Annotated in this window: 20 protein-coding genes, 2 tRNA genes and 1 pseudogene; 7 read left to right on the forward strand and 16 right to left on the reverse strand. The window is 65.7% G+C overall.

All coding sequences use genetic code 11. The annotated features are described in order from the left end of the window. Positions 1-204: 204 nt before the first annotated feature. From AB0I14_RS29990 to AB0I14_RS30010, 5 genes and pseudogenes are all read right to left on the reverse strand, one after another. Positions 205-432, reverse strand: a pseudogene (locus tag AB0I14_RS29990) (transglycosylase family protein); the annotation flags it as partial. A 1149-nt stretch (positions 433-1581) separates the two neighbouring features. Then, positions 1582-2145 carry a molybdenum cofactor guanylyltransferase gene (mobA, locus tag AB0I14_RS29995; protein WP_358030242.1) on the reverse strand — a complete coding sequence of 188 codons (564 nt, stop codon included), beginning with the start codon at positions 2143-2145 and terminating at the stop codon, positions 1582-1584. A gap of 37 nt (positions 2146-2182) precedes the next feature. Then, a complete protein-coding gene (locus AB0I14_RS30000) occupies positions 2183-3265 on the reverse strand; it encodes a 2-oxoacid:ferredoxin oxidoreductase subunit beta (protein WP_358029936.1) in 1083 nt (360 codons plus the stop codon). Next, on the reverse strand, positions 3262-5208 hold the full coding sequence (locus tag AB0I14_RS30005; RefSeq protein ID WP_358029939.1) for a 2-oxoacid:acceptor oxidoreductase subunit alpha: 1947 nt from the start codon (positions 5206-5208) through the stop codon (positions 3262-3264). The genes AB0I14_RS30000 and AB0I14_RS30005 overlap by 4 nt, the downstream gene beginning before the upstream one ends. A gap of 340 nt (positions 5209-5548) precedes the next feature. Then, positions 5549-6397 carry a PfkB family carbohydrate kinase gene (locus tag AB0I14_RS30010; RefSeq protein WP_358029942.1) on the reverse strand — a complete coding sequence of 283 codons (849 nt, stop codon included), beginning with the start codon at positions 6395-6397 and terminating at the stop codon, positions 5549-5551. Between the two features lie 230 nt (positions 6398-6627). Between AB0I14_RS30010 and AB0I14_RS30015 the strand changes: the two genes are divergently transcribed. Next, complete coding sequence (locus AB0I14_RS30015) at positions 6628-6813, forward strand: hypothetical protein (RefSeq protein WP_358029945.1); 186 nt, start codon at positions 6628-6630, stop codon at positions 6811-6813. Positions 6814-6824: 11 nt separating this feature from the next. Here the strand turns inward: AB0I14_RS30015 and AB0I14_RS30020 are convergent, their stop codons facing one another. After that, positions 6825-7781: a LysR family transcriptional regulator gene (locus AB0I14_RS30020; RefSeq protein ID WP_358030245.1), complete on the reverse strand. Its 957-nt coding sequence runs from the start codon at positions 7779-7781 to the stop codon at positions 6825-6827. A gap of 116 nt (positions 7782-7897) precedes the next feature. On the opposite strand from AB0I14_RS30020, the gene AB0I14_RS30025 reads away from it, so the two are divergent. Genes AB0I14_RS30025 through AB0I14_RS30035 form a run of 3 tightly spaced genes read left to right on the forward strand, consistent with a single transcriptional unit; the run spans position 7898 to position 11804 of the window. Then, positions 7898-10210 carry an FdhF/YdeP family oxidoreductase gene (locus AB0I14_RS30025; RefSeq protein ID WP_358029948.1) on the forward strand — a complete coding sequence of 771 codons (2313 nt, stop codon included), beginning with the start codon at positions 7898-7900 and terminating at the stop codon, positions 10208-10210. After that, positions 10210-11034 (forward strand): formate dehydrogenase accessory sulfurtransferase FdhD, encoded by an 825-nt coding sequence (fdhD, locus tag AB0I14_RS30030; RefSeq protein ID WP_358029951.1) that lies wholly within the window; start codon positions 10210-10212, stop codon positions 11032-11034. The genes AB0I14_RS30025 and fdhD overlap by 1 nt, the downstream gene beginning before the upstream one ends. After that, positions 11034-11804, forward strand: a complete 771-nt coding sequence (locus tag AB0I14_RS30035) for a DUF2185 domain-containing protein (protein WP_358029954.1) — start codon at positions 11034-11036, stop codon at positions 11802-11804. Before fdhD ends, AB0I14_RS30035 begins: the two co-directional genes overlap by 1 nt. 72 nt (positions 11805-11876) lie before the next feature. Here the strand turns inward: AB0I14_RS30035 and clpX are convergent, their stop codons facing one another. From clpX to AB0I14_RS30060, 5 genes are all read right to left on the reverse strand, one after another. Next, positions 11877-13157: an ATP-dependent Clp protease ATP-binding subunit ClpX gene (clpX, locus tag AB0I14_RS30040; RefSeq protein WP_358029957.1), complete on the reverse strand. Its 1281-nt coding sequence runs from the start codon at positions 13155-13157 to the stop codon at positions 11877-11879. Positions 13158-13565: 408 nt separating this feature from the next. Continuing rightward, positions 13566-14210, reverse strand: a complete 645-nt coding sequence (clpP2, locus tag AB0I14_RS30045; protein WP_358029960.1) for an ATP-dependent CLP protease proteolytic subunit ClpP2 — start codon at positions 14208-14210, stop codon at positions 13566-13568. Further along, the gene (locus AB0I14_RS30050; protein WP_018599225.1) at positions 14207-14809 is read right to left on the reverse strand and encodes an ATP-dependent Clp protease proteolytic subunit; all 603 of its coding nucleotides are present in this window, start codon (positions 14807-14809) and stop codon (positions 14207-14209) included. The genes clpP2 and AB0I14_RS30050 overlap by 4 nt, the downstream gene beginning before the upstream one ends. Positions 14810-14915: 106 nt before the next feature. Further along, complete coding sequence (tig, locus tag AB0I14_RS30055) at positions 14916-16313, reverse strand: trigger factor (RefSeq protein ID WP_358029963.1); 1398 nt, start codon at positions 16311-16313, stop codon at positions 14916-14918. Positions 16314-16354: 41 nt separating this feature from the next. Continuing rightward, a tRNA-Pro gene (locus AB0I14_RS30060) sits at positions 16355-16428 on the reverse strand. A gap of 123 nt (positions 16429-16551) precedes the next feature. Between AB0I14_RS30060 and AB0I14_RS30065 the strand changes: the two genes are divergently transcribed. Further along, positions 16552-16625: transfer RNA gene (locus AB0I14_RS30065), tRNA-Gly, on the forward strand. 84 nt (positions 16626-16709) lie between these two features. On the opposite strand, the gene AB0I14_RS30070 is transcribed toward AB0I14_RS30065, so the two are convergent. Both AB0I14_RS30070 and AB0I14_RS30075 read right to left on the reverse strand, forming a co-directional pair. Then, positions 16710-17234: a hypothetical protein gene (locus AB0I14_RS30070; protein ID WP_358029966.1), complete on the reverse strand. Its 525-nt coding sequence runs from the start codon at positions 17232-17234 to the stop codon at positions 16710-16712. Between the two features lie 4 nt (positions 17235-17238). Further along, positions 17239-17385 carry a hypothetical protein gene (locus AB0I14_RS30075; RefSeq protein WP_358029969.1) on the reverse strand — a complete coding sequence of 49 codons (147 nt, stop codon included), beginning with the start codon at positions 17383-17385 and terminating at the stop codon, positions 17239-17241. 383 nt (positions 17386-17768) lie between these two features. On the opposite strand from AB0I14_RS30075, the gene AB0I14_RS30080 reads away from it, so the two are divergent. Both AB0I14_RS30080 and AB0I14_RS30085 read left to right on the forward strand, forming a co-directional pair. Beyond that, on the forward strand, positions 17769-18950 hold the full coding sequence (locus tag AB0I14_RS30080; RefSeq protein ID WP_358029972.1) for a serine hydrolase domain-containing protein: 1182 nt from the start codon (positions 17769-17771) through the stop codon (positions 18948-18950). Positions 18951-19001: 51 nt separating this feature from the next. Further along, complete coding sequence (locus AB0I14_RS30085) at positions 19002-19820, forward strand: DUF1542 domain-containing protein (protein WP_358029975.1); 819 nt, start codon at positions 19002-19004, stop codon at positions 19818-19820. A gap of 22 nt (positions 19821-19842) precedes the next feature. Here AB0I14_RS30085 and AB0I14_RS30090 read toward each other — a convergent pair whose 3' ends face one another. From AB0I14_RS30090 to AB0I14_RS30100, 3 genes are read right to left on the reverse strand one after another with little or no spacing between them, the layout of a single operon-like run. Further along, a complete protein-coding gene (locus AB0I14_RS30090) occupies positions 19843-21528 on the reverse strand; it encodes a sodium:proton antiporter (protein WP_358029978.1) in 1686 nt (561 codons plus the stop codon). A gap of 37 nt (positions 21529-21565) precedes the next feature. After that, entirely contained in the window at positions 21566-22360 is a 795-nt protein-coding gene (locus tag AB0I14_RS30095; protein ID WP_358029982.1) for a DNA-formamidopyrimidine glycosylase family protein, read from the reverse strand. Between the two features lie 3 nt (positions 22361-22363). Further along, complete coding sequence (locus AB0I14_RS30100) at positions 22364-22843, reverse strand: ribose-5-phosphate isomerase (protein WP_358029985.1); 480 nt, start codon at positions 22841-22843, stop codon at positions 22364-22366. Positions 22844-22876 lie beyond the last annotated feature (33 nt).

Here is a 22876-nt window from a genome sequence, read left to right on the forward strand (position 1 = left end):
AACAAATATAACACTACCAATCTATCAATACAAAATTTTTTGGTGTTGGTTGGGGGGTGGGTTCGGGCCGGGGCCCCCCTCCCCGCCCCCCTGGGTGTTGGGCTGGGGTGGGGGGGGCCCGCCACCCCCCCCCCCCCCCGGGCCCCGGCCCCCCCCCCCCCACCGCTTCATATCAAGTTTTTGGTCGTGCTGGTGGCAGCTGTACTAGCCGCGCCGGCCGCACACCGGCCACGCGCCGATGCCCTGGCTGTGCAGCACGTTCTCGGCGACCCGGATCTGCTCCGAGCGCGAAGCCTGATGCGGCGAGCCGGAGCCGCCGTTGGCGCGCCAGGTGCCCATGTTGAACTGCAGGCCACCGTAGTACCCGTTACCGGTGTTGATCGCCCAGTTGCCACCCGACTCGCAGGCTGCGACGGCGTCCCAGTTAACGCTGTCCGCATTGGCGGTGCCGGCACCCAGTGCCACGGGAGCCACAGCGAGCGCTCCAGCAATGATGCCCAGGCCAAACGTCTTGCGGATGTTCTTCACTTCATTCCTCTCGCCAAGCGCGCGCCATCGACACCCGCCCAGGCGGGTGCGGCAGCCTGTATCCAGGCCGGAGGGGTTGGTTCGTGCCGTCTCGGTCAGGCACGAAAGGGAGGGCCACAGTGCCCGGCCCGGGATCAGACCCAGGCCCCCGCGTCGGGCGTAATCGCCACCGCGGCCCCACTCACACGCAGGTTCTTGGTGTTGAAATTATTTGCTCCGTGTCGGAGACGCTTTGGACCGTACAAAGGTCTCGAAGAGAAGTCATATCGATGTAGAAGCGATAGCGGAAAGATCACGGACAGATAACGGGACGCTGAACGAATCGTTTGTGCAGGTCAACGCAGCGCCGCCACCGTTACCGTTTCGTGATCGGCGCAAACGGAACGTGAGCGAGATCACGCAATTTTTGTGAGGTGGCCCACTTGATTCGGGTTCAGCAAAACCGGCGCACGTGTCCACAGGGAACAGAAAGCGCAGGTAGATGCCACCGACGAGTGTCATCAAGCGTCACATCGCGCGAATTCGTTCGCTACAGAACTCCCCAACCCCGAAGCCAGCGCAGACTCCAAATACACTGGAACACAACGCATATCACGTGCGCAGCCCGCGCCGGCCGAGGCCGGCCGACTGTCCACCTGACGCCTCCGGCGCATAGGCGAAACGCCTGAATCTGTTGTGTCACAAACACTTACAACGTTCAACCGAGAAGCGTCAGCAGCCCTGGGCAACCCAGCCACTCGGCGCCTGATCCCCCGAGCCCGGCCAAAGCACACGGTCAGAGTTGTTTTGCCCAGAATCAGACATGCTCAGCGCGGGCCCCAGCGAATAGTGCGCGTCATTCGCGCAATGCCGGCCAGGGTGAATAATCTTGAACGCCAGCAGCTTTCGCGAGCCACACGAGCGCCCTGATCGATGACGGTTCCTGAATTCACCCGACTTCCGAAGCCCCGAATATGCATAAATATTCGGTCAATTATTTCGAAACGATAAATTGCGCTCACTTTGAGTGCAAATTCGTAATTTGCTGTACCCGTCCCGGACGAATAGCTCCGCTCAGGGCAGATCGGCCGCGGTGTTGACATTGGTCAGCGCTCGCTGCGGTGGCATCACGATCCACTGCGTGTCGACGGACTCGGCCAGCGCGCGCATGCTGTGCTGTCCGTCGTGCACCAGGGCGGCGATCTGCTCGGTGAGCGCGCTGCGGTAGACCCCCGCGAGGTAATGAGCCCTGCCGTCCCAGGGCAGCACGATATCGGCCGGTACCCGATCGGCAGAGGCGGCCAGGACATCGATCAGTTCGGAATTCAGATACGGCATGTCCACCGCGCAGACGAAGGCGCGATCCAGGCCGGCCTCGGCGACGGCCCGCAACCCACGACCCGTCGCCACCAGCGGCCCGACACCGCGCACCTCGTCGCGCAAGACCTCGGCACTCACTTCGGGCAGCGGCTGTCCTGGCGCGGCGATGACAAAAACCGGTGAACACCGCTTACTCACGGCGGCGACGACATGCTCGACCATCGTCGAACCGTCAAACGGCAGCGTCGCCTTGTCGCGCCCCATACGGCGCGAAGCCCCGCCCGCCAGAACTACCGCGGCGAGCGGGGCTGTGCTCAGTTCGTTTCGGTCAGCGAGGTCAGCGCGATCAGCGCGTTTAGTCCACGGTCCAGGTGTCTTTGCCACGCAGCAAGGATTGCAGAGCTGCGGTGTCATGGGGCTTGGATTCGATGGCCGTGTTGACCTGCTGACGCGCGGCGTCGTCGTAGCTGGGTCGGCTGACCTTCCGGAAGATACCCATCACCATGTGATCGAGGTTCTGCTCGCTCAGCCGCGACAGCGCGAATGCGTAAGCGGGATCGTCGATCTCGGCGTTGTGGACCACGATGTCGTCGGCTGCGACCTCGGCGGTCTTGGCGACCTCCAGGCCGTACCCGGACTTGACCACGCAGTACTCACCATCGGTACCGAACTTGATCGGCTCACCGTGGCTGACGTTGATCAGCCGCTCCTCGGCGCCTTCCTTGCGCAGCGCGTCGAACGATCCGTCGTTGAAGATCGGGCAGTCCTGCATGATCTCCACCAGCGCGGCACCGCGGTGCTCGGCCGCGCCGCGCAGCACCTCGGACAGGCCCTTGCGGTCGGAGTCCAGCGCGCGGCCCACGAACGTGGCCTCGGCCCCCAGTGCCAGCGACACCGGGTTGAACGGGTAGTCCAGCGAGCCCATCGGGGTGGACTTGGTGACCTTGCCGACCTCCGAGGTCGGCGAGTACTGGCCCTTGGTCAGTCCGTAGATCCGGTTGTTGAACAGCAGGATCGTGAGGTTGACGTTGCGGCGCAGCGCGTGGATCAGGTGGTTGCCGCCGATCGACAGCGAGTCACCGTCACCGGTGACGACCCACACCGACAGGTCGGGACGGGCCAGCGCCAGGCCGGTGGCGATGGTCGGAGCGCGCCCGTGGATCGAGTGGAAGCCGTAGGTCTCCAGGTAGTACGGGAACCGGCTGGAGCAGCCGATGCCGCTGATGAACGCGATGTTCTCGCGCTTGAGGCCCAGCTCCGGCAGGAAGTTGCGGATGGTGTTGAGGATGACGTAGTCACCGCAACCCGGGCACCAGCGGACCTCCTGGTCGCTGGTGAAGTCCTTGCCCTTCTGCGGTTGGTCGGTGGTGGGCACCAGGGCGTTCTTGGTCAACGCCCCTTCGGTCAGTCCCAGATCCGTACCGATCAAGTCAGTCATGCGCTCGCTCCCACACCGCTCGCCTCAACCTCGATGGTGGCCGCCGCCAACCGTGCGAACTTGGCCTTGTCGTTTTCCTTCTCACCCAGCGTGCCATCCAGGGCCGCATCGATGATGCCCTCGACCTCGTCGGCGAGGAAGGCCATGCCCTCCACCTTCGTCACCGACTGGACGTCGACCAGGTACTTGCCGCGCAGCAGCAGCGCCAGTTGACCGAGGTTCATCTCCGGCACCACCACCTTCGGGTAGCGGCGCAGCACCTCCCCGAGATTGGCCGGGAAGGGATTGAGGTGGCGCAGATGGGCCTGGGCCACCTTGATGCCCTTGCGCCGGGCGCGCCTGCACGCCTCGCCGATCGGGCCGTAGCTGCTACCCCAGCCCAGCATCAGCAGTTCTGCGTCGCCGGTGAGGTCGTCGACCTCCAGATCGGGCACCGTGATGCCGGCGATCTTCTCCTGGCGCAACCGCACCATGAGGTCGTGGTTCTTGGGCTCGTAGGAGATGTTGCCCGAACCGTTGGCGGCCTCGAGGCCACCGATCCGGTGCTCCAGACCCGGGGTACCGGGCACCGCGAACTGACGGGCCAGGGTCTCGGGGTCGCGGGCGTACGGCGCGAACGGCTCGCCGGACTTGGCCAGCTTGTGTTCGATCGCCGGATAGGTGCTGATGTCCGGAATCTGCCAGGGCTCAGAGCCGTTGGCGACCGCACCGTCGGACAGGATGATGACCGGGGTGTGGTAGTCAATCGCGATCCGCGAGGCCTCCACGGCGATGTCGAAGCAATCCGACGGCGACTTCGGGGCCAGGACCGCGACCGGCGATTCGCCGTTGCGGCCGAACAGCGCCTGCAGCAGGTCGGCCTGCTCGGTCTTGGTCGGCAGGCCCGTCGACGGGCCACCGCGCTGCACATCGACGATGAGCAACGGCAGTTCGGTCATCACGGCCAGGCCGATCGCCTCGGACTTGAGCGAGACGCCCGGGCCCGAGGTGCTGGTGACACCCAACGCACCGCCGTAGGAAGCGCCGATGGCGGCACCGATGCCGGCGATCTCGTCCTCGGCCTGGAAGGTCAGGACGTTGAAGTTCTTGTGCTTGGACAGCTCGTGGAGGATGTCCGACGCCGGCGTGATCGGGTAGGTGCCCAGCACCACCTGGATCTGGGCCAGGTGTCCGGCGGCCACGATGCCGTAGGCCAGTGCGGTGTTGCCCGAGATCTGACGGTATTCACCGGACTTGAGCTTGGCCGGCGACACCTCGTAGGTGGTGGCGAACGCCTCGGTGGTCTCGCCGTAGTTCCAGCCGGCCTTCAGCGCCAGGACGTTGGCCTCGGCCACGTCGGGCTTGCGGGAGAACTTCTCGCGGATGAACGCCTCGCTGTGCTCGAGCTCGCGGCCGTACATCCACGACAGCAGACCGAGAGCGAACATGTTCTTGGCGCGCTGGCCGTCCTTCTTCGTGGCGCCGATCACCTCGACGGCACCCAGAGTCAGCGTCGTCATCGCCACGGACGTCACCACATAGTCGGACAACGTGTCATCCTCTAGCGGATTGCTGTCGTATCCGACCTTGGCGAGGTTGCGCTTGGTGAACTCATCGGAGTTGGCGATGATCAGGCCGCCCCGGGGCAGATCCGAGACGTTGGCCTTGAGCGCGGCGGGATTCATCGCCACGAGCACGTCGGGGCGGTCACCGGCCGTGAGGATGTCGTAGTCGGCGATCTGGATCTGGAACGACGACACACCGGGCAGGGTGCCCTGTGGCGCGCGGATCTCGGCCGGGTAATTCGGCTGGGTCGCCAGATCGTTGCCGAACAGTGCAGCTTCAGAAGTGAAGCGGTCACCGGTCAGCTGCATACCGTCGCCGGAGTCGCCGGCGAAGCGGATGACGACCTTCTCGAGCTTCTGCCGCGGCGCGGCGCCATTGCCGTTGCCGTTCTCACCCACGGCTACCGCCTTTCACACTGCTTTGACCACGTCTTTCCGGGCCGCTGTCACATAACCTGCCGCCGGATCGAACGTCCACCGAATTTTGATGTCACTACCAGTACCGATTATTGCACTGCTCTTAGGCTGGGCTTCACCGCGTTGTGCCCCGACACGCGGGTGAGATCCCGACGAAGATGCAGTTCACCGACGTGAACAAGCCCCATTTGAGACAAGACTGTGGTTTTCGTCACGTTTAGGAGAATGCCATTCTCTAAGGAAAAGGCTACCGGCCGGTAGCTCTCCGCTAGCACCGGCAAGCATAAACTTGACACCTGTCGAGTCTAACCCGGGCCGGCGTTCACCCGTGATCGGCAGTACCGGCGTGCACACGCTTGTCCAACTCCCGCGCCACGAGTGCGCTGGCCGCCTCCGCGGCGCGATGCGGATCGTGGCCCGCCGCGCGGTGTGCCACATAACAAGCGGTGAACATGTCCCCCGCCCCCGTGGTCTGGACATCCAGAACCCGCCAGGCGGCCGGCACGCGTTGCACCGCACCGTCGATATAGATGTCACATCCCTCTGAGCCGTAGGTCACCAGGATCTCCGCGACGCCGAGTCGTTCCGCAGTCGACGCGTCGAAAGCGCCGTCGGCGACGATCACCGCCTCGTCCTCGGCGAGTTTGAGGATGTCGACGTTGACCAGTAGGTCTGCGGGAAAGTGACGATCCTCGACCAGCGGCCCCAATCGCTCGGCCCGCACCAGGCCCTGCCCGTCATAGGCGACCCGATGGCCGCGCGCCGCCAGGGCCGCGAGCGTCTCGGCCGGGAAATCGGTGCGCAGCAACGGAGCCAGGTGCACCCATGTCGTCGTCGGATCGGCTACGTCGATGTCCGCGTCCGTCCACACCGGGCCGATCGCCTGCACACCCATGTGCCGGTGATCGGTGTCGTCGTAGTCGAGGCGGAACGAACTCGTCGCCTCCGAGGGCAGGATCTGCACCAGCGACCCGAACCGCGCGCGAAGTCCGTCGAACAGAACGTGATCGCGTTCGGCACCCATCGCGACGATCCGGCCGGGTCCACCCGCCGCCTGCAGAGCCACCCCGGCGAACGAGGCACATCCCCCCGGACTGGGTGGCGCCCCGTTGATGATGTCGATCGCGAGGTTGCCGAGCACCGTTACCCCGGGGACTAGCTCTCGTGACATGGATGAAGTCTCCCGGTCAGGGCGATCTCCACGCCCCCCGGCCCCGTCCGATCCCCCGACCCGAGATCGAAATGTGACTCAGTCGCCCGATGACATGGAATACCGCACGCCCGATATGCATTGGAAATCACATAGGTAATCGATGTGATGACGAAGGGTGTTGCGAAATGCGTACGGGTTCGAGAACCAAGCTCCTCCTCTGTACCGCCGGCTTTGCAGCAGTAGCTGCCATGGCCGTGCTGGGGCTCGATACCGCCCAGGTCCACACCGCACCCGAAATGTCAGTACCCGCAGCCGAAGCCACCATGCAATTCGGCGAGACCGTGACCCAGTCCGCCGCGCCGTCAGCACCCGAGACACCGGCCGCCACGCCACCCGTCAAGGCCCAGCCGGCCCCCACGGCAGAGCCCGGATAAGTACTGGGCTCCTACCGGAAGCTCTCGGCGCCCGCCTGTCCCGTCTCGTCCCACCAGCGGTCGATGCGTGCGCCGATATCCACATCGGTGGCCACCTCGACGAGCGCGGCGGCCACGATCGATGCGGGCGCACGGTCGAGCACCACGAGTCCGATCGCCGGGCGCGGACCGTGCTGCACCATCGGCCGCGCGGCGAAGCCTGACGGCATCCCGAGCTGTGGCAGCCATGCCGTGGAGGCGATGGTCGCGCGCGGTGAGTTCGTCAGGTGCGCATACAGCGCGTCGACCGAATCCGCCTCCACCACAGGTCGGTAGCGCACCCCTTCAGCGGCCATGTTGGCATCGAGGATGCGCCGGTTGCGCATCGTGGTGTTCAGCACGCAGAGTTCCAGTCCGGCCGCATCCGACCACGGGATCTCACGGTGACGCATCAGTGCATGGTCGGCCGGCGCCACCAGGACATAGCGCTCCCGGTACATCTCCACTGACCTGGTTCCGGGCGGGGCTTCGTCATCGAGATAGGTCAACCCGGCGTCGATCTCGAAATCAGCGAGCCGCCGGGCGATCTCGCGTGATGACAACGCCTCGATACGCACCGACGCGGCCGGATTGCGGCGCAGAAATTCAGTGGTGATAAACGGGCCCGTGGGCACCGCTGTCGGTATCGCACCGATCCGGGCTGTGACAGTCAACCGTCCGCGCATGCGGTCGATATCAGCGAGCATGTCGTCGCGTTCCGCGACGATCCGCTGGGCCCACGTCACGACGCGATGACCCTCTTCGGTAAATCCTTCGAACCGATGGCCCCGCTGCACGATGACGATGCCCAACTCGCGCTCCAGGCGGCGGATCGCCACCGACAGCGTCGGTTGACTGACGTGGCACCGCGCGGCCGCCCGGCCGAAGTGCCTCTCGGTCGCGAGCGCCAGCAGATAGTCGAGCTGCTGAAGTAGCACGTCACTCGCCATGGCTCCCCGCATTCGTCGCAGTTCGATAGAAAGCATCTATCACTGCATGTGAAATATCGAATATCGACGCCAGCCAAGCGGCGCATCCCCCGGTTTTCGGGGACTAGATTGGGCTCATGACCAGCGCCAGGGACATCGATGCCGACTACGACGAGCACGCCGCGTTGATCACCGAACCCAAGGACGAGGCCGCCGGGGTCAAGGCCGTCATGGTGTCCATGCAGCGCGGGTTCGAGCAGATGGGGCCACTGCGAACCGCCGCCGCGCTCACCCGACTCAACCAGCGACACGGCTTCGACTGCCCGGGCTGCGCCTGGCCCGAGGAGCACGGCGGCCGCAAACTCGCCGAGTTCTGCGAGAACGGCGCCAAAGCTGTCGCCGAAGAAGCCACCAAACGTGTGGTGACACCCGAGTTCTTCGCGCGCCACAGCATCACCGAACTCGACTCCAAGCCCGAATACTGGCTGTCACAACAAGGTCGGCTCACCCATCCGATGGTGTTGGCGCCGGGCCACGACCACTACCGCCCGATTTCCTGGGACGACGCCTACCGGTTGATCGCCGAGCACCTCAACGCGCTGGCCTCCCCCGACGAGGCGCTGTTCTACACGTCCGGGCGCACCAGCAACGAGGCCGCGTTCCTCTACCAACTGCTGGTCCGCAGTTACGGCACCAACAACCTGCCGGACTGCTCGAACATGTGCCACGAGTCCTCGGGCACCGCGCTGACGGAATCGATCGGCATCGGCAAGGGCTCGGTCACCGTCGAGGACGTCACCGAGGCCGACCTCATCCTCATCGCCGGACAGAATCCGGGCACCAACCATCCCCGCATGCTGTCGGTGCTGGAGAAGGCGAAAGCCAACGGCGCCAAGATCATTGCGATCAATCCGCTACCCGAGGCGGGCCTGATCCGATTCAAGGATCCGCAGAAGGTACATGGTGTCGTCGGGCACGGCGTCCCCATCGCGGATGAGTTCGTGCAGATCCGCATCGGCGGGGACATGGCGCTGTTCGCCGGGTTGGGCCGGTTGCTGCTGGAGGCCGATGAACGAGGTGGAGCCGCGGCGCCCGTTTTGGACCACGAGTTCATCGCCGCGCACTGCGCCGGGTACGACGAGTACGCCGCCCAGACCCGCGGCGTCGACCTCGACACCGTGACCGAGGCCAGCGGCGTGGACCGTGCCCAGTTGCAGCGAGTCGCCGACCTGCTGGCCAGCTCCCAGCGCACCGTGGTGTGTTGGGCCATGGGTCTCACCCAGCATCATCACGCGGTGGCCACCATCGGCGAGGCCACCAACCTGCTGCTGCTGCGCGGCATGATCGGCAAGCCGGGAGCAGGGGTGTGCCCGGTGCGCGGCCACTCCAACGTGCAGGGCGACCGGACCATGGGCATCTGGGAGAAGATGCCCGAACCGTTCCTCGACGCGCTCGACAACCGGTTCGGCATCACCAGCCCGCGTAAGCACGGCTACGACACCGTCGACGCCATCCGCGCCATGCGCGACCGCCGGGCCAGTGTGTTCATCGGGATGGGCGGCAACTTCGTCTCGGCCACCCCCGACACCGAGGTCACCGAGGCCGCGTTGCGCAGTTGCGCTCTGACGGTTCAGATTTCGACGAAACTCAACCGCAGTCACCTGGTGCACGGTCAGACCGCACTGATCCTGCCCACCCTGGGCCGCACCGACCGCGACATCGTCGCCGGACACAAACAGCAGGTGTCGGTTGAGGATTCGATGTCGATGGTGCACCTGTCCCGTGGCAGCCTGCACCCGCCGAGCGATCAGTTGCGCAGCGAGGTCGGCATCGTCTGTGAGCTCGCCCGCACCCTGTTGGGCCCGGACCATCCAGTGCCGTGGGAGACCTTCGCCGCCGATTACGACACCGTGCGCGACGCGATCGCCGCGGTGGTCCCCGGCTGCGCCGATTACAACACCAGGGTGCGCCGGCCCGACGGGTTCCAGCTCCCCCACCCGCCGCGCGATTCCCGCGAATTCCCCACCACCACCGGCAAAGCCAACTTCGCGGTGAACCCCCTGCAGTGGGTGCCGGTGCCCGAGGGACGGCTCGTGCTGCAGACCCTGCGCAGCCACGACCAGTACAACACCACGATTTACGGCCTGGACGACCGCTACCGCGGCGTCAAGGGCGGACGGCGCGTGGTGTTCGTCAACCCCGCCGACATCGAGCGGTTGGGGTTCCGGGCAGGCGAGCGCGTGGACCTGGTGTCGGAATTCGACGGCCAGGAACGCCGCGCCGACGACTTCCTGGTGGTGCCCTACTCCACGCCGGCCGGCAACGCCGCGGCCTACTATCCGGAAACCAATCCGCTGGTGCCGCTGGATCATACGGCCGCAAAGTCCAACACACCGGTGTCCAAGGCCGTTGTCATCCGGTTGCAGCGACGCGAAACGGGAGGCTCCTAGTGGGACGGGTGACCGCTCGCCGTCGCGCCCACCACCTCACCGGTGCGACGGCCGAGGCCCGGCCGGAAACCCTGGTGGTCGAGGAACCCCTGGAGATCCGGGTCGACGGCACACCCATCACCGTCACGATGCGGACCCCGGGCGCCGATGTCGAATTGGCCCAAGGTTTTCTGCTGACCGAGGGGTTGATCCGTCAGCGTGAGGATCTGGTGTCGGTGCGCTACTGCCGGGGTGCCGACGAGGACGGGGTCAACACCTACAACGTGTTGGACGCGACCTTGGCCCCGGATGTGCCCAAGCCTGAGGTTGACGTGACCCGCAACTTCTACACCACCTCGTCATGCGGGGTGTGCGGCAAGGCCTCGCTGGATGCGGTGCGGTTGAGCAGCAGGCACTGCCCCGGCGATGACCCGTCCACAGTTCCCGCCGCGTTGCTCTCGACGATGCCTGCGAAGCTGCGCGATGCCCAGAAGGTCTTCGCCAGCACCGGCGGCCTGCACGCGGCAGCACTGTTCACCGTCGATGGCACCATGCTCGTCGTCCGCGAGGACATCGGCAGGCACAACGCCGTCGACAAGGTGATCGGCTGGGCACTGGAGCACAACCGGGTTCCGTCAACTGCCACAGTGCTTCTGGTCAGCGGCCGAGCGTCGTTCGAGCTCACCCAGAAGGCTGTGATGGCGGGCATCCCGATCCTGGCCGCCGTCTCGGCGCCGTCCTCACTGGCCGTCGATCTGGCCAGTCAATCGGGGCTGACCCTGGTGGCCTTCCTGCGGGGCGACTCGATGAACGTCTACACCCGCCCGGATCGCGTCACCCGCTGATGGCGAAGAAGTTCTGGCTGCCCGCCGACCGGATCGTCGACGGCCTCGCACCCCACTACGCGTGCTTCGCATCCGACCGCATCATGGTCGACGGTGCGCCGGTGGGATATATGTACCGCGACGGCGAAGGCTGGACCTTCATGGCCGGCGACGAAGATCAGGCGTACGTCGACGACCCGTCGAACCTGGGCCTGTATTCGCTGAACGTCCTGGCCAACTACGACCGGGCCATCATCGCCTACTTGGACGCTCCGCCGGGCGCGGCATTCATCCGGGAAAGTGCCGGCTTCGTCGAGGATCCCGAGGGCGCACCCGGCGACCCCGATGCGGCAACTCCGCCGCAGCTGAATCCGAACTTCCCGACGTGTGTGGGCCAGCTCCAGATTTCGCGGGACTGGGTGCTGACCCTGCCCGAGCCGATGAACCGGCGCATCGAGGATGGAAGCCTGGTCTTCTGGCGGCCGGGACTGACGGCCTGGTTGACCGCGTGGGGCGACGGCAAGACAGCCAGCGCTGAAGCACGGCGTGACGAGTTCAAATCGAAGGTCAACCCACGTGCCTACGACCATGCGCAGTGGGAGTCCGGCGCGGCGTCGTGCCTGTCCTATCGGCTGGCCGAAGACAGCGACGACGCGCGACTGCCTGCGCTCTACGGGTACGCCGCGGCCGACGGCAACCACCTGCTACTGGCGCTCTACGTCGACAGTGGCGACGACCTGGCGTCCGCGCAGCATCTACTCCGATCGGTGACGCCGGTTCCGGGCAGTTAGAGCTTCGCCGAAATGCACTCAGGGTCGTGATCCGGTTGGGATCACGACCCTGAGTGCAATGTCGGCGTGGACCTAAGCGGTCTTGTCGCGGCGCTCCGAACGCGGCGGCTTACGCGGCACGATGGTCGGCAGCACGTTGTCCTGCACCGTCTCCTTCGTGACGACCACCTTGGCGACGTCGTCGCGGCTGGGGATGTCGTACATCACCGGCAGCAGGACTTCCTCCATGATGGCGCGCAGGCCGCGGGCACCGGTACCGCGGTGGATGGCCTGATCGGCGATCGCCTCCAACGCCTCTTCGGTGAACTCCAGCTCCACGTTGTCCATCTCGAACAGCCGGACGTACTGCTTGACCAGAGCGTTCTTCGGCTCGGAGAGGATCTTGACCAAGGACTCCTTGTCCAGGTTGGTCACCGAGGCCACGACCGGCAGGCGGCCGATGAACTCGGGGATCAGACCGAACTTGATCAGATCCTCGGGCATCACCTCGGCGAAGTGGTCCTGGGTGTCGATCTCGGCCTTGGACCTCACCTCGGCGCCGAAGCCCAGGCCGCGCTTGCCGACCCGGTCGGAGACGATCCTCTCCAGGCCCGCGAACGCACCCGCCACGATGAACAGCACGTTGGTGGTGTCGATCTGGATGAACTCCTGGTGCGGATGCTTGCGGCCGCCCTGCGGGGGAACCGACGCCTGCGTGCCTTCCAGGATCTTCAGCAGGGCCTGCTGCACGCCCTCACCGGAGACATCACGGGTGATCGACGGGTTCTCGCTCTTGCGGGCGATCTTGTCGACCTCGTCGATGTAGATGATGCCGGTCTCGGCACGCTTGACGTCGTAGTCGGCGGCCTGAATCAGCTTGAGCAGAATGTTCTCGACGTCCTCGCCCACATAGCCGGCCTCGGTCAGCGCGGTGGCGTCGGCGATGGCGAACGGCACGTTGAGCATCTTGGCCAGCGTCTGGGCCAGGTAGGTCTTACCGCAGCCGGTGGGGCCCAGCATCAAGATGTTGGACTTCGTGAGCTCGACCGGCTCGGAGCGCGAATCGCGAGACTTCTCCTGCGCCTGGATGCGCTTGTAGTGGTTGTAGACGGCCACGGCCAGCGTCCGCTTCGCCGTGTCCTGACCGATGACGTAGCCCTCGAGGAAGTCCCGGATCTCAGCCGGTTTGGGCAGCTCGTCGAGCTTGACGTCGTCAGCGTCGGCGAGTTCCTCCTCGATGATCTCGTTGCACAGGTCTATGCACTCGTCGCAGATGTACACGCCGGGACCAGCAATGAGCTTTTTGACTTGCTTTTGGCTCTTGCCGCAGAACGAGCACTTCAGCAGGTCACCGCCGTCTCCGATGCGCGCCATATGGGGAGGTCCTACTTCCTGTTCGCAGGTCGGTCGTTACGCCACTTGCTCGGTTACCTCGGGCGTAAACCCGACGCTACCCGTTCGTTCCGTCGCGGTGCGACCGATAAGGCCGAATCGCTCCGGTGGTATTTGTTCGTGTGCAGGAGAACATATCTCTCCTGGCGGCTCGTCACCCCTCGGCGCGCTGACCGTGTCCTTGGCGTGTCGTTGGGGAACGCGGGCGAACAGTCGAGCGCCGCGGTCCTTGCCCGGCATTTGCCGTGGTCGAGGATACCGGGCATCTCTAGGACGGCGGCGCAAACGCAGGTCAACAGAATTTCCGCCTCCGCCCTGACGACGCACGCCCCGCACCGGAGGTGACCGGGCAGGGCGTGTGTCATCGGGCTGGAAGTTGCCGCGGTGGCGCTAGGCCTGGGCGGACAGCTTGCGGTACTCGAGGACCGTGTCGATGATCCCGTAATCCTTGGCCTGCTCGGCGGTGAGGATCTTGTCGCGGTCGGTGTCCTTGCGGATGACCTCGGGATCCTTGCCGGTGTGGCGGGCCAGGGTGGTCTCCATCAGGGTGCGCATCCGCTCGATCTCGGCGGCCTGGATCTCCAGATCGGAGAACTGGCCCTGGATCACGCCGCCCAGCGACGGCTGGTGGATCAGTACCCGGGCGTTCGGCAGGGCCAGACGCTTACCCGGGGTACCGGCGGCCAGCAGCACCGCGGCGGCCGAGGCGGCCTGACCGAGGCACACCGTCTGGATGTCGGCGCGCACGTACTGCATGGTGTCGTAGATCGCCATCAGCGAGGTGAACGATCCACCGGGCGAGTTGATGTACATGGTGATGTCGCGGTCGGGGTCCAGCGACTCCAGCACGAGCAGCTGGGCCATGATGTCGTTGGCCGACGCGTCGTCCACCTGCACGCCGAGGAAGATGATGCGTTCCTCGAACAGCTTGTTGTACGGGTTGGATTCCTTGACGCCGAAGCTGCTGTGCTCGATGAACGACGGCAGGATGTAGCGGGCCTGCGGCGCCAGGCGGGGATCAGTGTGGTCGGTCATTTGTCTAGTCCTGCTCCCGGTCCGGTGCCGTTGACATTGGCGCTGGTGATGATGTGGTCGACAAACCCGTACTCCAGGGCTTCCGGTGCGGTGAACCAGCGGTCGCGGTCCGAGTCGGCCTCGATGCGCTCGATCGTCTGTCCGGTGAACTCGGCGTTGAGCCGGAACATTTCCTTCTTGATGACCGCAAACTGCTCGGCCTGGATCGCGATGTCCGCGGCGCTACCGGTGACACCACCCAACGGCTGGTGCATCAGGATCCGGGCGTGCGGCAGGGCGTAACGCTTGCCCTTGGTGCCCGCGGCCAACAGGAATTCACCCATCGAAGCCGCCATGCCCATCGCATAGGTGGCGATGTCGCACGGCGCCAGGACCATCGTGTCGTAGATGGCCATACCGGCGCTGATCGAACCGCCCGGCGAGTTGATGTAGAGGTGGATGTCCTTGGTCGGATCCTCCGCCGACAGCAACAGGATCTGCGCGCACAGCTTGTTGGCGATGTCGTCGTCCACTTGCGACCCCAGGAAGATGATCCGCTCGGCAAGCAAGCGCTCATAGACGGAGTCGACGAGGCTGAACCCGCTCCCGTTCGAACGCATGTCAGTCACGACTGGATACCTGCTTTCTCTTACGCATTGGTACTGACGACACTAACGAAACTGCGGCGCCACGCACTCCCGTACGGGGGCGCGTTCGCTCACAGCGTCACTCGGCGGCGTCAGCGGCCTTTTCGGCGGACTCGTCAGCAGGAGCGTCGTCGGCACCCTCGACCTGTGCAGCTTCGGCCGGACCGAAGAACTCCGCGGTGTCGATCACGGTGCCGTCGGTGTCGGTGACGGTGGCGGCGTGCACGACAGCGGCGATCGTCAGCCCGCGCCGCACGTCGGCGAACATGGCCGGCAGCTGGTTGTTCTGCTGCAGGATCTGGATCAGCTGCTGGGGCTCGATGCCGTACTGACGCGACATCAGCACCAGACGCTCGGTGAGATCGTTCTGGCCGACCTGGATGTCGAGCTTGTCGGCGACGGCGTCCATCAACAGCTGCGTCTTGACGGCCTTTTCGGCATTCGACTTGTTGTCGGCGTCGAATTCCTCACGGCTGCTGCCCTGTTCGGTCAGCTGCTCGGCGAACTTGTCCTCGTCGTGCTCCAGGCCGTGGATCGCGTTGTGCAGGGCGTCGTCGATCTGAGCCTGAACGATCTTCTCCGGCAGCGGAACCTCGGTCTGCTCCAGCAGCGCCTCGATGGCCTTGTCGCGGATCTGCTCGGCCTGCTGCACGCTCTTGACCCGGCGCACCTGGTCGGTGAGGCTCTCCTTGAGCTCGCCGATGGTGTCGAATTCGCTTGCCAGCTGGGCGAAGTCGTCGTCAGCCTCGGGCAGCTCGCGCTCCTTGACCGACTTGACGGTCACCGTCACGTCGGCATCCTTGCCGGCGTACTCACCGGCGGCCAGCTTGGTGGTGAAGACCTTGGACTCGCCGGCCTTCAGACCGGTGATCGCGTCGTCGAGGCCCTCGATCAGCTGACCGGAACCGACCTCGTGCGACAGGCCTTCGGTGGCGGCCTCGGGCACCTCGGTGCCGTCGACGGTGGCCGACAGGTCGATCGAGACGAAATCGCCTTCGGCGGCACCGCGCTCGACGCCGGTCAGGGTGCCGAAGCGGGCACGCAGCGACTGCAGCTCGGCATCGACGGCCTCATCGTCGACCTCGATGGGATCGACGGTGATCTTGAGTGCGTCGAACTCGGGCAGCGTGATCTCGGGACGCACATCAACCTCGGCGGTGAACGCCAGCTCCTGGCCGTCCTCCAGCTTGGTCACCTCGATCTCGGGCTGACCCAGCGGCTTGACGTCGGAGGCGCTGACGGCCTCGCTGTAGCGGCTCGGCAGTGCGTCGTTGACGACCTGCTCCAGCACTGCGCCGCGGCCGACACGGGCCTCCAGCAGCTTGCGCGGGGCCTTGCCGGGGCGGAACCCGGGCAGGCGGACCTGCTGGGCCAGCGCCTTGAATGCGCGCTCGAAATCGGGCTCAAGCTCGGTGAAGGGCACCTCCACATTGATGCGCACCCGGGTGGGGCTCAACTGCTCGACTGTGCTCTTCACTCTTCCTGCTCCTAGATAGTTCTTTCGTACTGGCGGGTGAGTCGGGGTGACAGGATTTGAACCTGCGGCCTTCCGCTCCCAAAGCGGATGCGCTACCAAGCTGCGCTACACCCCGTGGTGGTCGATCCGCTGCGGCAAAACCCACAAACGGACCACGCGAGATACTACGTGCTCACGGCACGGGGCATTCAATTGGCTTTGGTCGGGGGCACACCGGTACAGTGCTGATGCTGCACATGCGGGCGTAGCTCAATGGTAGAGCCCTAGTCTTCCAAACTAGCTACGCGGGTTCGATTCCCGTCGCCCGCTCCACAAGGACCGCCCTGATAGGGCGGTTTTTTGTTTCTCCGGGCGATCATCGCAGGTTGTAACGGAACAAAACGCCGCCGAGCCCGCTCACTGCCCCGGGCCGCCCTGGGGTGGATCGATGGGTGTCAGCGATATCGGCAGCCAATGGGTGCCTGGCCCGTCACCCGGGCAACCGACCCCCTCGGTGATGAGGGTGCGCTCTCCGTAGAAGCTGCCGTCGGGGTTCGGGGTCCAGTAATCCGAGCGCCGGGCCTGCACTGCACTAGTCGGGTTACTGCGATCGCAAAAGTAGGGATACTCGCCGCTCGTATCCCAACGATTGCCGTTCCAGCGGTACTCATATGCCACGGGAGCGCCTGGGTTGCGGGCGTGATCGTCCGTATTGTCCATGCGCGCAACGCATCCGTTCACATCACAGTTGGTGGTGAATTCGACCGGCACCGTAATCGGATTCATCGGTGTCGGCACTCCGTTGAACGTCTGCTTCGAGAAGTCGATGAACAGGTTGTAGTGCCCGTAGAGCGGCGGAGGTTCGGCTCGATCGGCATGAGCGACCGGAGACACGATCATCAGAACGTTGGCAGCCAGGGCTCCGACGATCATCGTTTTCATGGCGCTACTCGTCCTTGTCGTCATCACGGTGCGCAGCCTCGATCACTTCGGGCGGCACCGGCTTGTCGAGCCAGGCACGAATCCGCAACAACCCACCGGCGACGGCACCGATGGCGAACACCGCGGCAAGCACCCAGAGCGCAACGGACACGAGGCCGATTATCGCGCGGTCACAGCGATCTACGTGCTGTTTCGAGCCCGACAAGTGGTGGCTCCGCTCAGCTGGGCCGGACGGATAATCCGCCTCGATTTCTACCCGAGGGTCGTGACCCGGCGCAGTCCGCGACCCTGGCGTGGAACGCGGCGTCTGATGTGCTGCTCGGCGCCCCACTGAACCCGTCGGATCAGCCGGCTCGACCATCACGACCCCGTCTCGAATCGCTTGCGATCGGTACCGCAGGGATGTTTCGCAGTTGCGGTCGACCTACCGTGGGTAACGGGTGGGGACTGCCAACCGATTTAGCAGACGGCCGCGCGTTCAGGCAGCTACGCGTATCGCTTGCCGCAATGCCGCCGCACCTGTGCAGGAGTCGAATGCCCGTCATGAGCCGTATCGCAGGCACCTGCGCCCCGGAGTTCGACCGGGTGCGCGATGCCTTCGAGGACAACTTCGCCCATCGTGGCGAGGTGGGCGCCGCCGTTGCGGTCTGGGTCGAGGGCGATCTGGTGGTCAACCTGTGGGGCGGATCGGCCGACGCAGCAGGCACCCGACCGTGGCAGCAGGACACCCTGGCCAGCGTGTACTCCGGATCCAAAGGCTTGGCCAGCACGTGCATCCACCTGTTGGCCGACCGCGGTGAGATCGACCTGGATGCCCCGGTCGCCCGCTATTGGCCGGAGTTCGGCCAGGCCGGAAAGCAGAACATCACCATCGCGATGGTGCTCGGTCACCGCTCGGGGGTGATCGGCCCGCGCGAACCGATGGACTGGCGGCAGGTGACCGACTGGGACGCGGTGTGCGCCCGGATCGCCGCCGCGACACCGTGGTGGCCGCCCGGCAGCGCGCAGGGCTACCACGTGGTGACTTTCGGCTTCATCCTCGGCGAGGTGGTGCGCCGCGTCACCGGCCGCACCATCGGTCAGTATCTGCGCACCGAGATCGCCGAACCGCTGGGCGCCGACATCCACATCGGTTTGCCTGCATGGCACCATCACCGGTGCGCGGCGATGGTGAACAAGCCCTCCGTGCGCAGCCTGTTGGCCGACAACCACGTCAACCAACCGCCGGCCTCCCTCGACGACCATCCGATGGCCGGCTGGGCGGTGTCGATGGACTTCGTGCCCGATGACGAGTTGGGCGTGCAAGCCCTCGACGCGTGGCGCGCGGCGGAGTTCCCGAGCACCAACGCGCACGTCTCCGCGCTCGGCATGGCGACCTTCTACAACGCGCTGGCCCAGGAGAAGCTGCTGACCCGCGAGCACATGGAACGCTGCCGGATCTCCCAGGGCGGTTTCGACGCCGACGTGGTGCTGGGTGCGCGGGTCGCCGATCACGGCTGGGGTCTGGGCTACATGCTCAACCAGCGCGGTGTGGCCGGGCCGAACACCCGAATTTTCGGGCACGGCGGGTCGGGTGGCTCGTTCGCCTTCGTCGATCTGGAGCACCGGATCGGCTACGCCTACGTGATGAACCATTTCGACGCCACCAAGTGCAATGCCGACCCGCGCACGGTCGCACTGTCCAACGAGGTGTACTCCGCTCTCGGCGTAATTTGAGTTCTCTTCGAGGACCCGGTAGCACCGTTTCCCGTCGGTACGCTGGACGCCATGAACAGCGTTTTGCTGGTACTCATCGTCCTTGTCATCGCCGCGATCGCATTCGCCGTCTACAGCTCGTCGAAGGCCAACGGCCGCCGCTCGGCAGAGTCGCTGGCCGACGCCAAGGCTGACGCCCGCCGGCTGATCGAGCGTCTCGGCGGGCAGGTGCTCAACCTGACCGGTTCCGACGACGCGTCCAAGCAGGCGCTGGCCGACGCCTCCGAGCGTTACACCGCGGCGTCCTCGCAGATCGATCAGGCCACCACGGCAAAGCAGGCCGTGCTGGCCAAGGAGAGCGCCATCGAGGGGCTCTATTACGTGCGCGCGGCCCGCACCGCGATGGGCATGGATCCGGGTCCCGAGTTGGAGTCGTTGACCGGGCAGCGCTCGGCCGGCGAGGTCACCGAGGACCGTCGGATCAATTTCGAGGGCCGCGAGATCGAGGCCTCCCCGGCCCCGTCGCAGCGCACCCCGAACTACTACCCCGGTGGCCGGGTGGCCGGGCGTCCGGTGCCGGCCGGTTGGTACTCCGAACCGTGGTGGAAGCCGGCCCTGGTCGCCGGCGCCTGGGGCCTCGGCTCGGTGCTGCTGTTCGATGCGATGTTCTCCGGGATGCACGGAGTCGGTTACGGCGCACAGGGTTTCGAGAACGGTTACGGTGACGGCTATTCCGACGGGCTCGCCGCGGGCCAGGACGCCGGCGGTTTCGACGGTGGCGACACCGGCGGCGGCGACGGCGGCGGTGACTGGGGTGGCACGGACGCCAGCGGCTGGGACAGCGGCGGCTTCGACGGTGGCGACTTCGGCGGTGATTTCGGGGGCTTCTGACCCGCTGCCGGGCTGACGGCCGTTAGAGGCGGCTCTCCAGACGCGCCGACACACCGGCTTCCTGCAGATCCAGACGCTCCAGCATGGCGCGCACTGCCTCGTCTTCGATCCGGCCCTCGTCGCGCTCGGTGATGAGCGCACCGCGTTGCGCCGCAAGCACATTGCGGTACAGGCCCGAGAACACCGTGGCCCGCTTGGTGAGCGCCTCGGGATCGGGCATTTCGTCGGCGTCCTGTGAATGCCGGGCGATCACGGCGCGAATCTCGGTCACCACACGGGGATCCAAACCGTCGGGAGGGTCCGCCTCGAACGCGTCGAGCACCGCGTCGGCCGCATCGTGCACCACCCGTTCGGCCTTGACTTCCTCTTCCCGGTCGGCGGCGTGGTCGTCGCAGAACCGGGACAGGTTCAGCCGGCGGATCAGCAGTGGCAGGGTCCAGCCCTGGATCAGCAGGGTGCCGACACTCACCACGAAAGCGATCGCCTGGATGGTGGCGCGTTCCGGGAACGGTTCGCCGCTGGCGGTGGTGGCCGGGATCGCGGCGGCCGCGGCCAATGTCACCACGCCGCGCATCCCGGTCCAGGACACGACGATGTTCTCCCGCCAACTCAACGAGCGGCGGTCGATCAGTGTGCGCCAGCCCGCCTTGGGTTTTCGTTTACGACGGCCCAGTGCACCGCGAGCGCCGTCTGGAACCGGCACGCTGAACTTGCTCTCCACGTGCCGGGACAGCTTGTTGCGGCCGAACATCAGGAACACCGACAGCGGGCGGATGAACAGCACGATCACCAACACGATCATCGAAGCGATCGCGACCTCGGCCAGCGACTCGTGGGCTTCGTTCAGATGCTCCAGGACGAAGCGCAGATGCAGACCGATGTAGGCGAACACGAATGCCTCGAGCAACACGTCCAACGAGTTCCACACGTACCGCTCCTGCAGCCGCGTCTGATACCCGGCACCCATCGCGCCGTTGCCGACAACGAAGCCGGCGACCACCACCGCCAACACTCCTGAGGCGTGCAGTTCCTCGGCGGTGATGAATGCCGCGAACGGAACCACCAGTCCCTGCACGGTTTCCAGACCCGGGTTGTCCAGGTGCTTGCGAATCCACAGCGTCACATAGCCCAGGAGTGCCCCGACCAGTGGACCGATGGTGGCGCTGTAGCCGAACAGCAGGAACGGGTTCTCGATGAAGGTGTGGCTGCCGGCCACCTGTGCCACCGCGATGGAGAACAGCGTCAGTGCGGCCGCGTCGTTGATCAGGCTCTCCCCGGTGAGGATCGCCATCACCCGTTTGGGCAGACCGAGCTTGCGTCCCACCGCTACGGCGGTGACGGCGTCGGGCGGTGCGACGATCGCGCCGAGCACCAGTGCCAGCCCGAAGGTCAACGGCACCAACACCAACCAGGACGACACCGCTGCCACGGCGAAGGCCGTCACCACGACCAGCCCGACACCGAGACCCAGGATCGGGCGGATGTTGCGGAAGAACGTCGGGAAGGAGAAGTCGAGGGCTGCCGAATACAGCAGCGGCGGCAACACCACCGTCAGCAGAATGTGCGAATCCAGTTCGGGCGGTTCGAACCCCGGCATGAACGACACCACGCTGCCGATGACCACGATGATCAGGGCGGGTTCCTGGCCTCGCCGATGCGCGATTGCTGTGACGAGGATGGCTCCGACGACGACGAGGATCAATTCCACCGGGAGATTGTCCCGTGTCCACGCCGAGGCCGCTCACTCACACCTGGCAGGTGGGGCACCAGAACAGGTTGCGGGCTTCCAATTCGGCGGTGCGCACGGTGGTTCCGCACACCCGGCAGGCCTCCCCCGCCCGGCGGTAGACGTAGGTGCGGGGACGGCCCGGACCGTAGGCCGGCGGCCCGTGGTCGTGTTCGGGGCGGACGACGACGATCTTGCCTCGACGTACGCCGACCTTCATCAGCTCGACGAGATCGGTCCACATGTCGCTGAATTCGGTCTGCCCCATGTGCGTACCCGGCCGGTACGGGTCGATGTGATGGCGGAACAGCAGCTCGCTGCGGTATACGTTTCCGACCCCGGCGATCACCGACTGGTCCATCAACAATGCACCGATTGATCTGCGCGACTTGCTGATTCGCGCCCAGGCCAACCCAGGGTCGGCGTCTTTACGCAGCGGGTCGGGACCGAGACGCGCTACCACATCGGCGATCTCGGGCTCGGCGATCACCTCACACACGGTGGGGCCACGCAGATCGGTGCCGTACTCGGTGCCGACGATTCGCATCCGGACCTGGCCGACCGGCAGTCCCAGCGGGACAGGGCCTTCGGTGAACGTCCCGTACAAGCCGAGATGGATGTGCACCACCCGGCCACCGTCGTAGTGGTGGAACAGGTGCTTGCCCCAGGCGTCGGCCTGCTTGAACACCTGGCCGTTGACCGCGGCCGCACCGTCTGCGAAGCGGCCCTGCGGGCTGGACACGAGCACCGGTGCCCGGCCGAACCGCTTCTGGTGCAGCCGGGCCAGCCGGTGCAGGGTGTGCCCTTCGGGCATGGGTCAGGCAGGCGCGCCGGGAACCGGCGGGGCCACGTGGTCCTTCTCGTAGTCGGCGAGGATGTCGATGCGGCGCTGGTGACGCTCGGCTTCCGACCACGGCGTCGACAGGAAAGCGTCGACGATGGCCAGCGCCTCCTCCTCTGTGTGCATGCGTCCGCCCAGGCCCATCAGCTGCGCGTTGTTGTGCTCGCGGGCCAGCTTGGCGGTCTCGACGCTCCAGGTCAGGGCACAGCGGGCGCCGGGCACCTTGTTCGCGGCGATCTGCTCACCGTTGCCCGAGCCGCCGAGCACGATGCCCAGGCTGCCCGGATCGGCGACCGTCCTGACCGCCGCGTCGATGCAGAACGCCGGGTAGTCGTCATCGGCGTCGTAGGTGTAGGCGCCACAGTCGATCGGCTCGTGGCCGGTCTTCTTGAGGTGCTCGATGATGGTCTGCTTGAACTCGAATCCGGCGTGGTCGGCACCGATGTAGACGCGCATGTCGGTAACCCTAACTGGTCAGCAACGCCGCTT

Source organism: Mycobacterium sp. NPDC050441, from assembly GCF_040655355.1.
Classification (GTDB): Bacteria; Actinomycetota; Actinomycetes; order Mycobacteriales; family Mycobacteriaceae; genus Mycobacterium.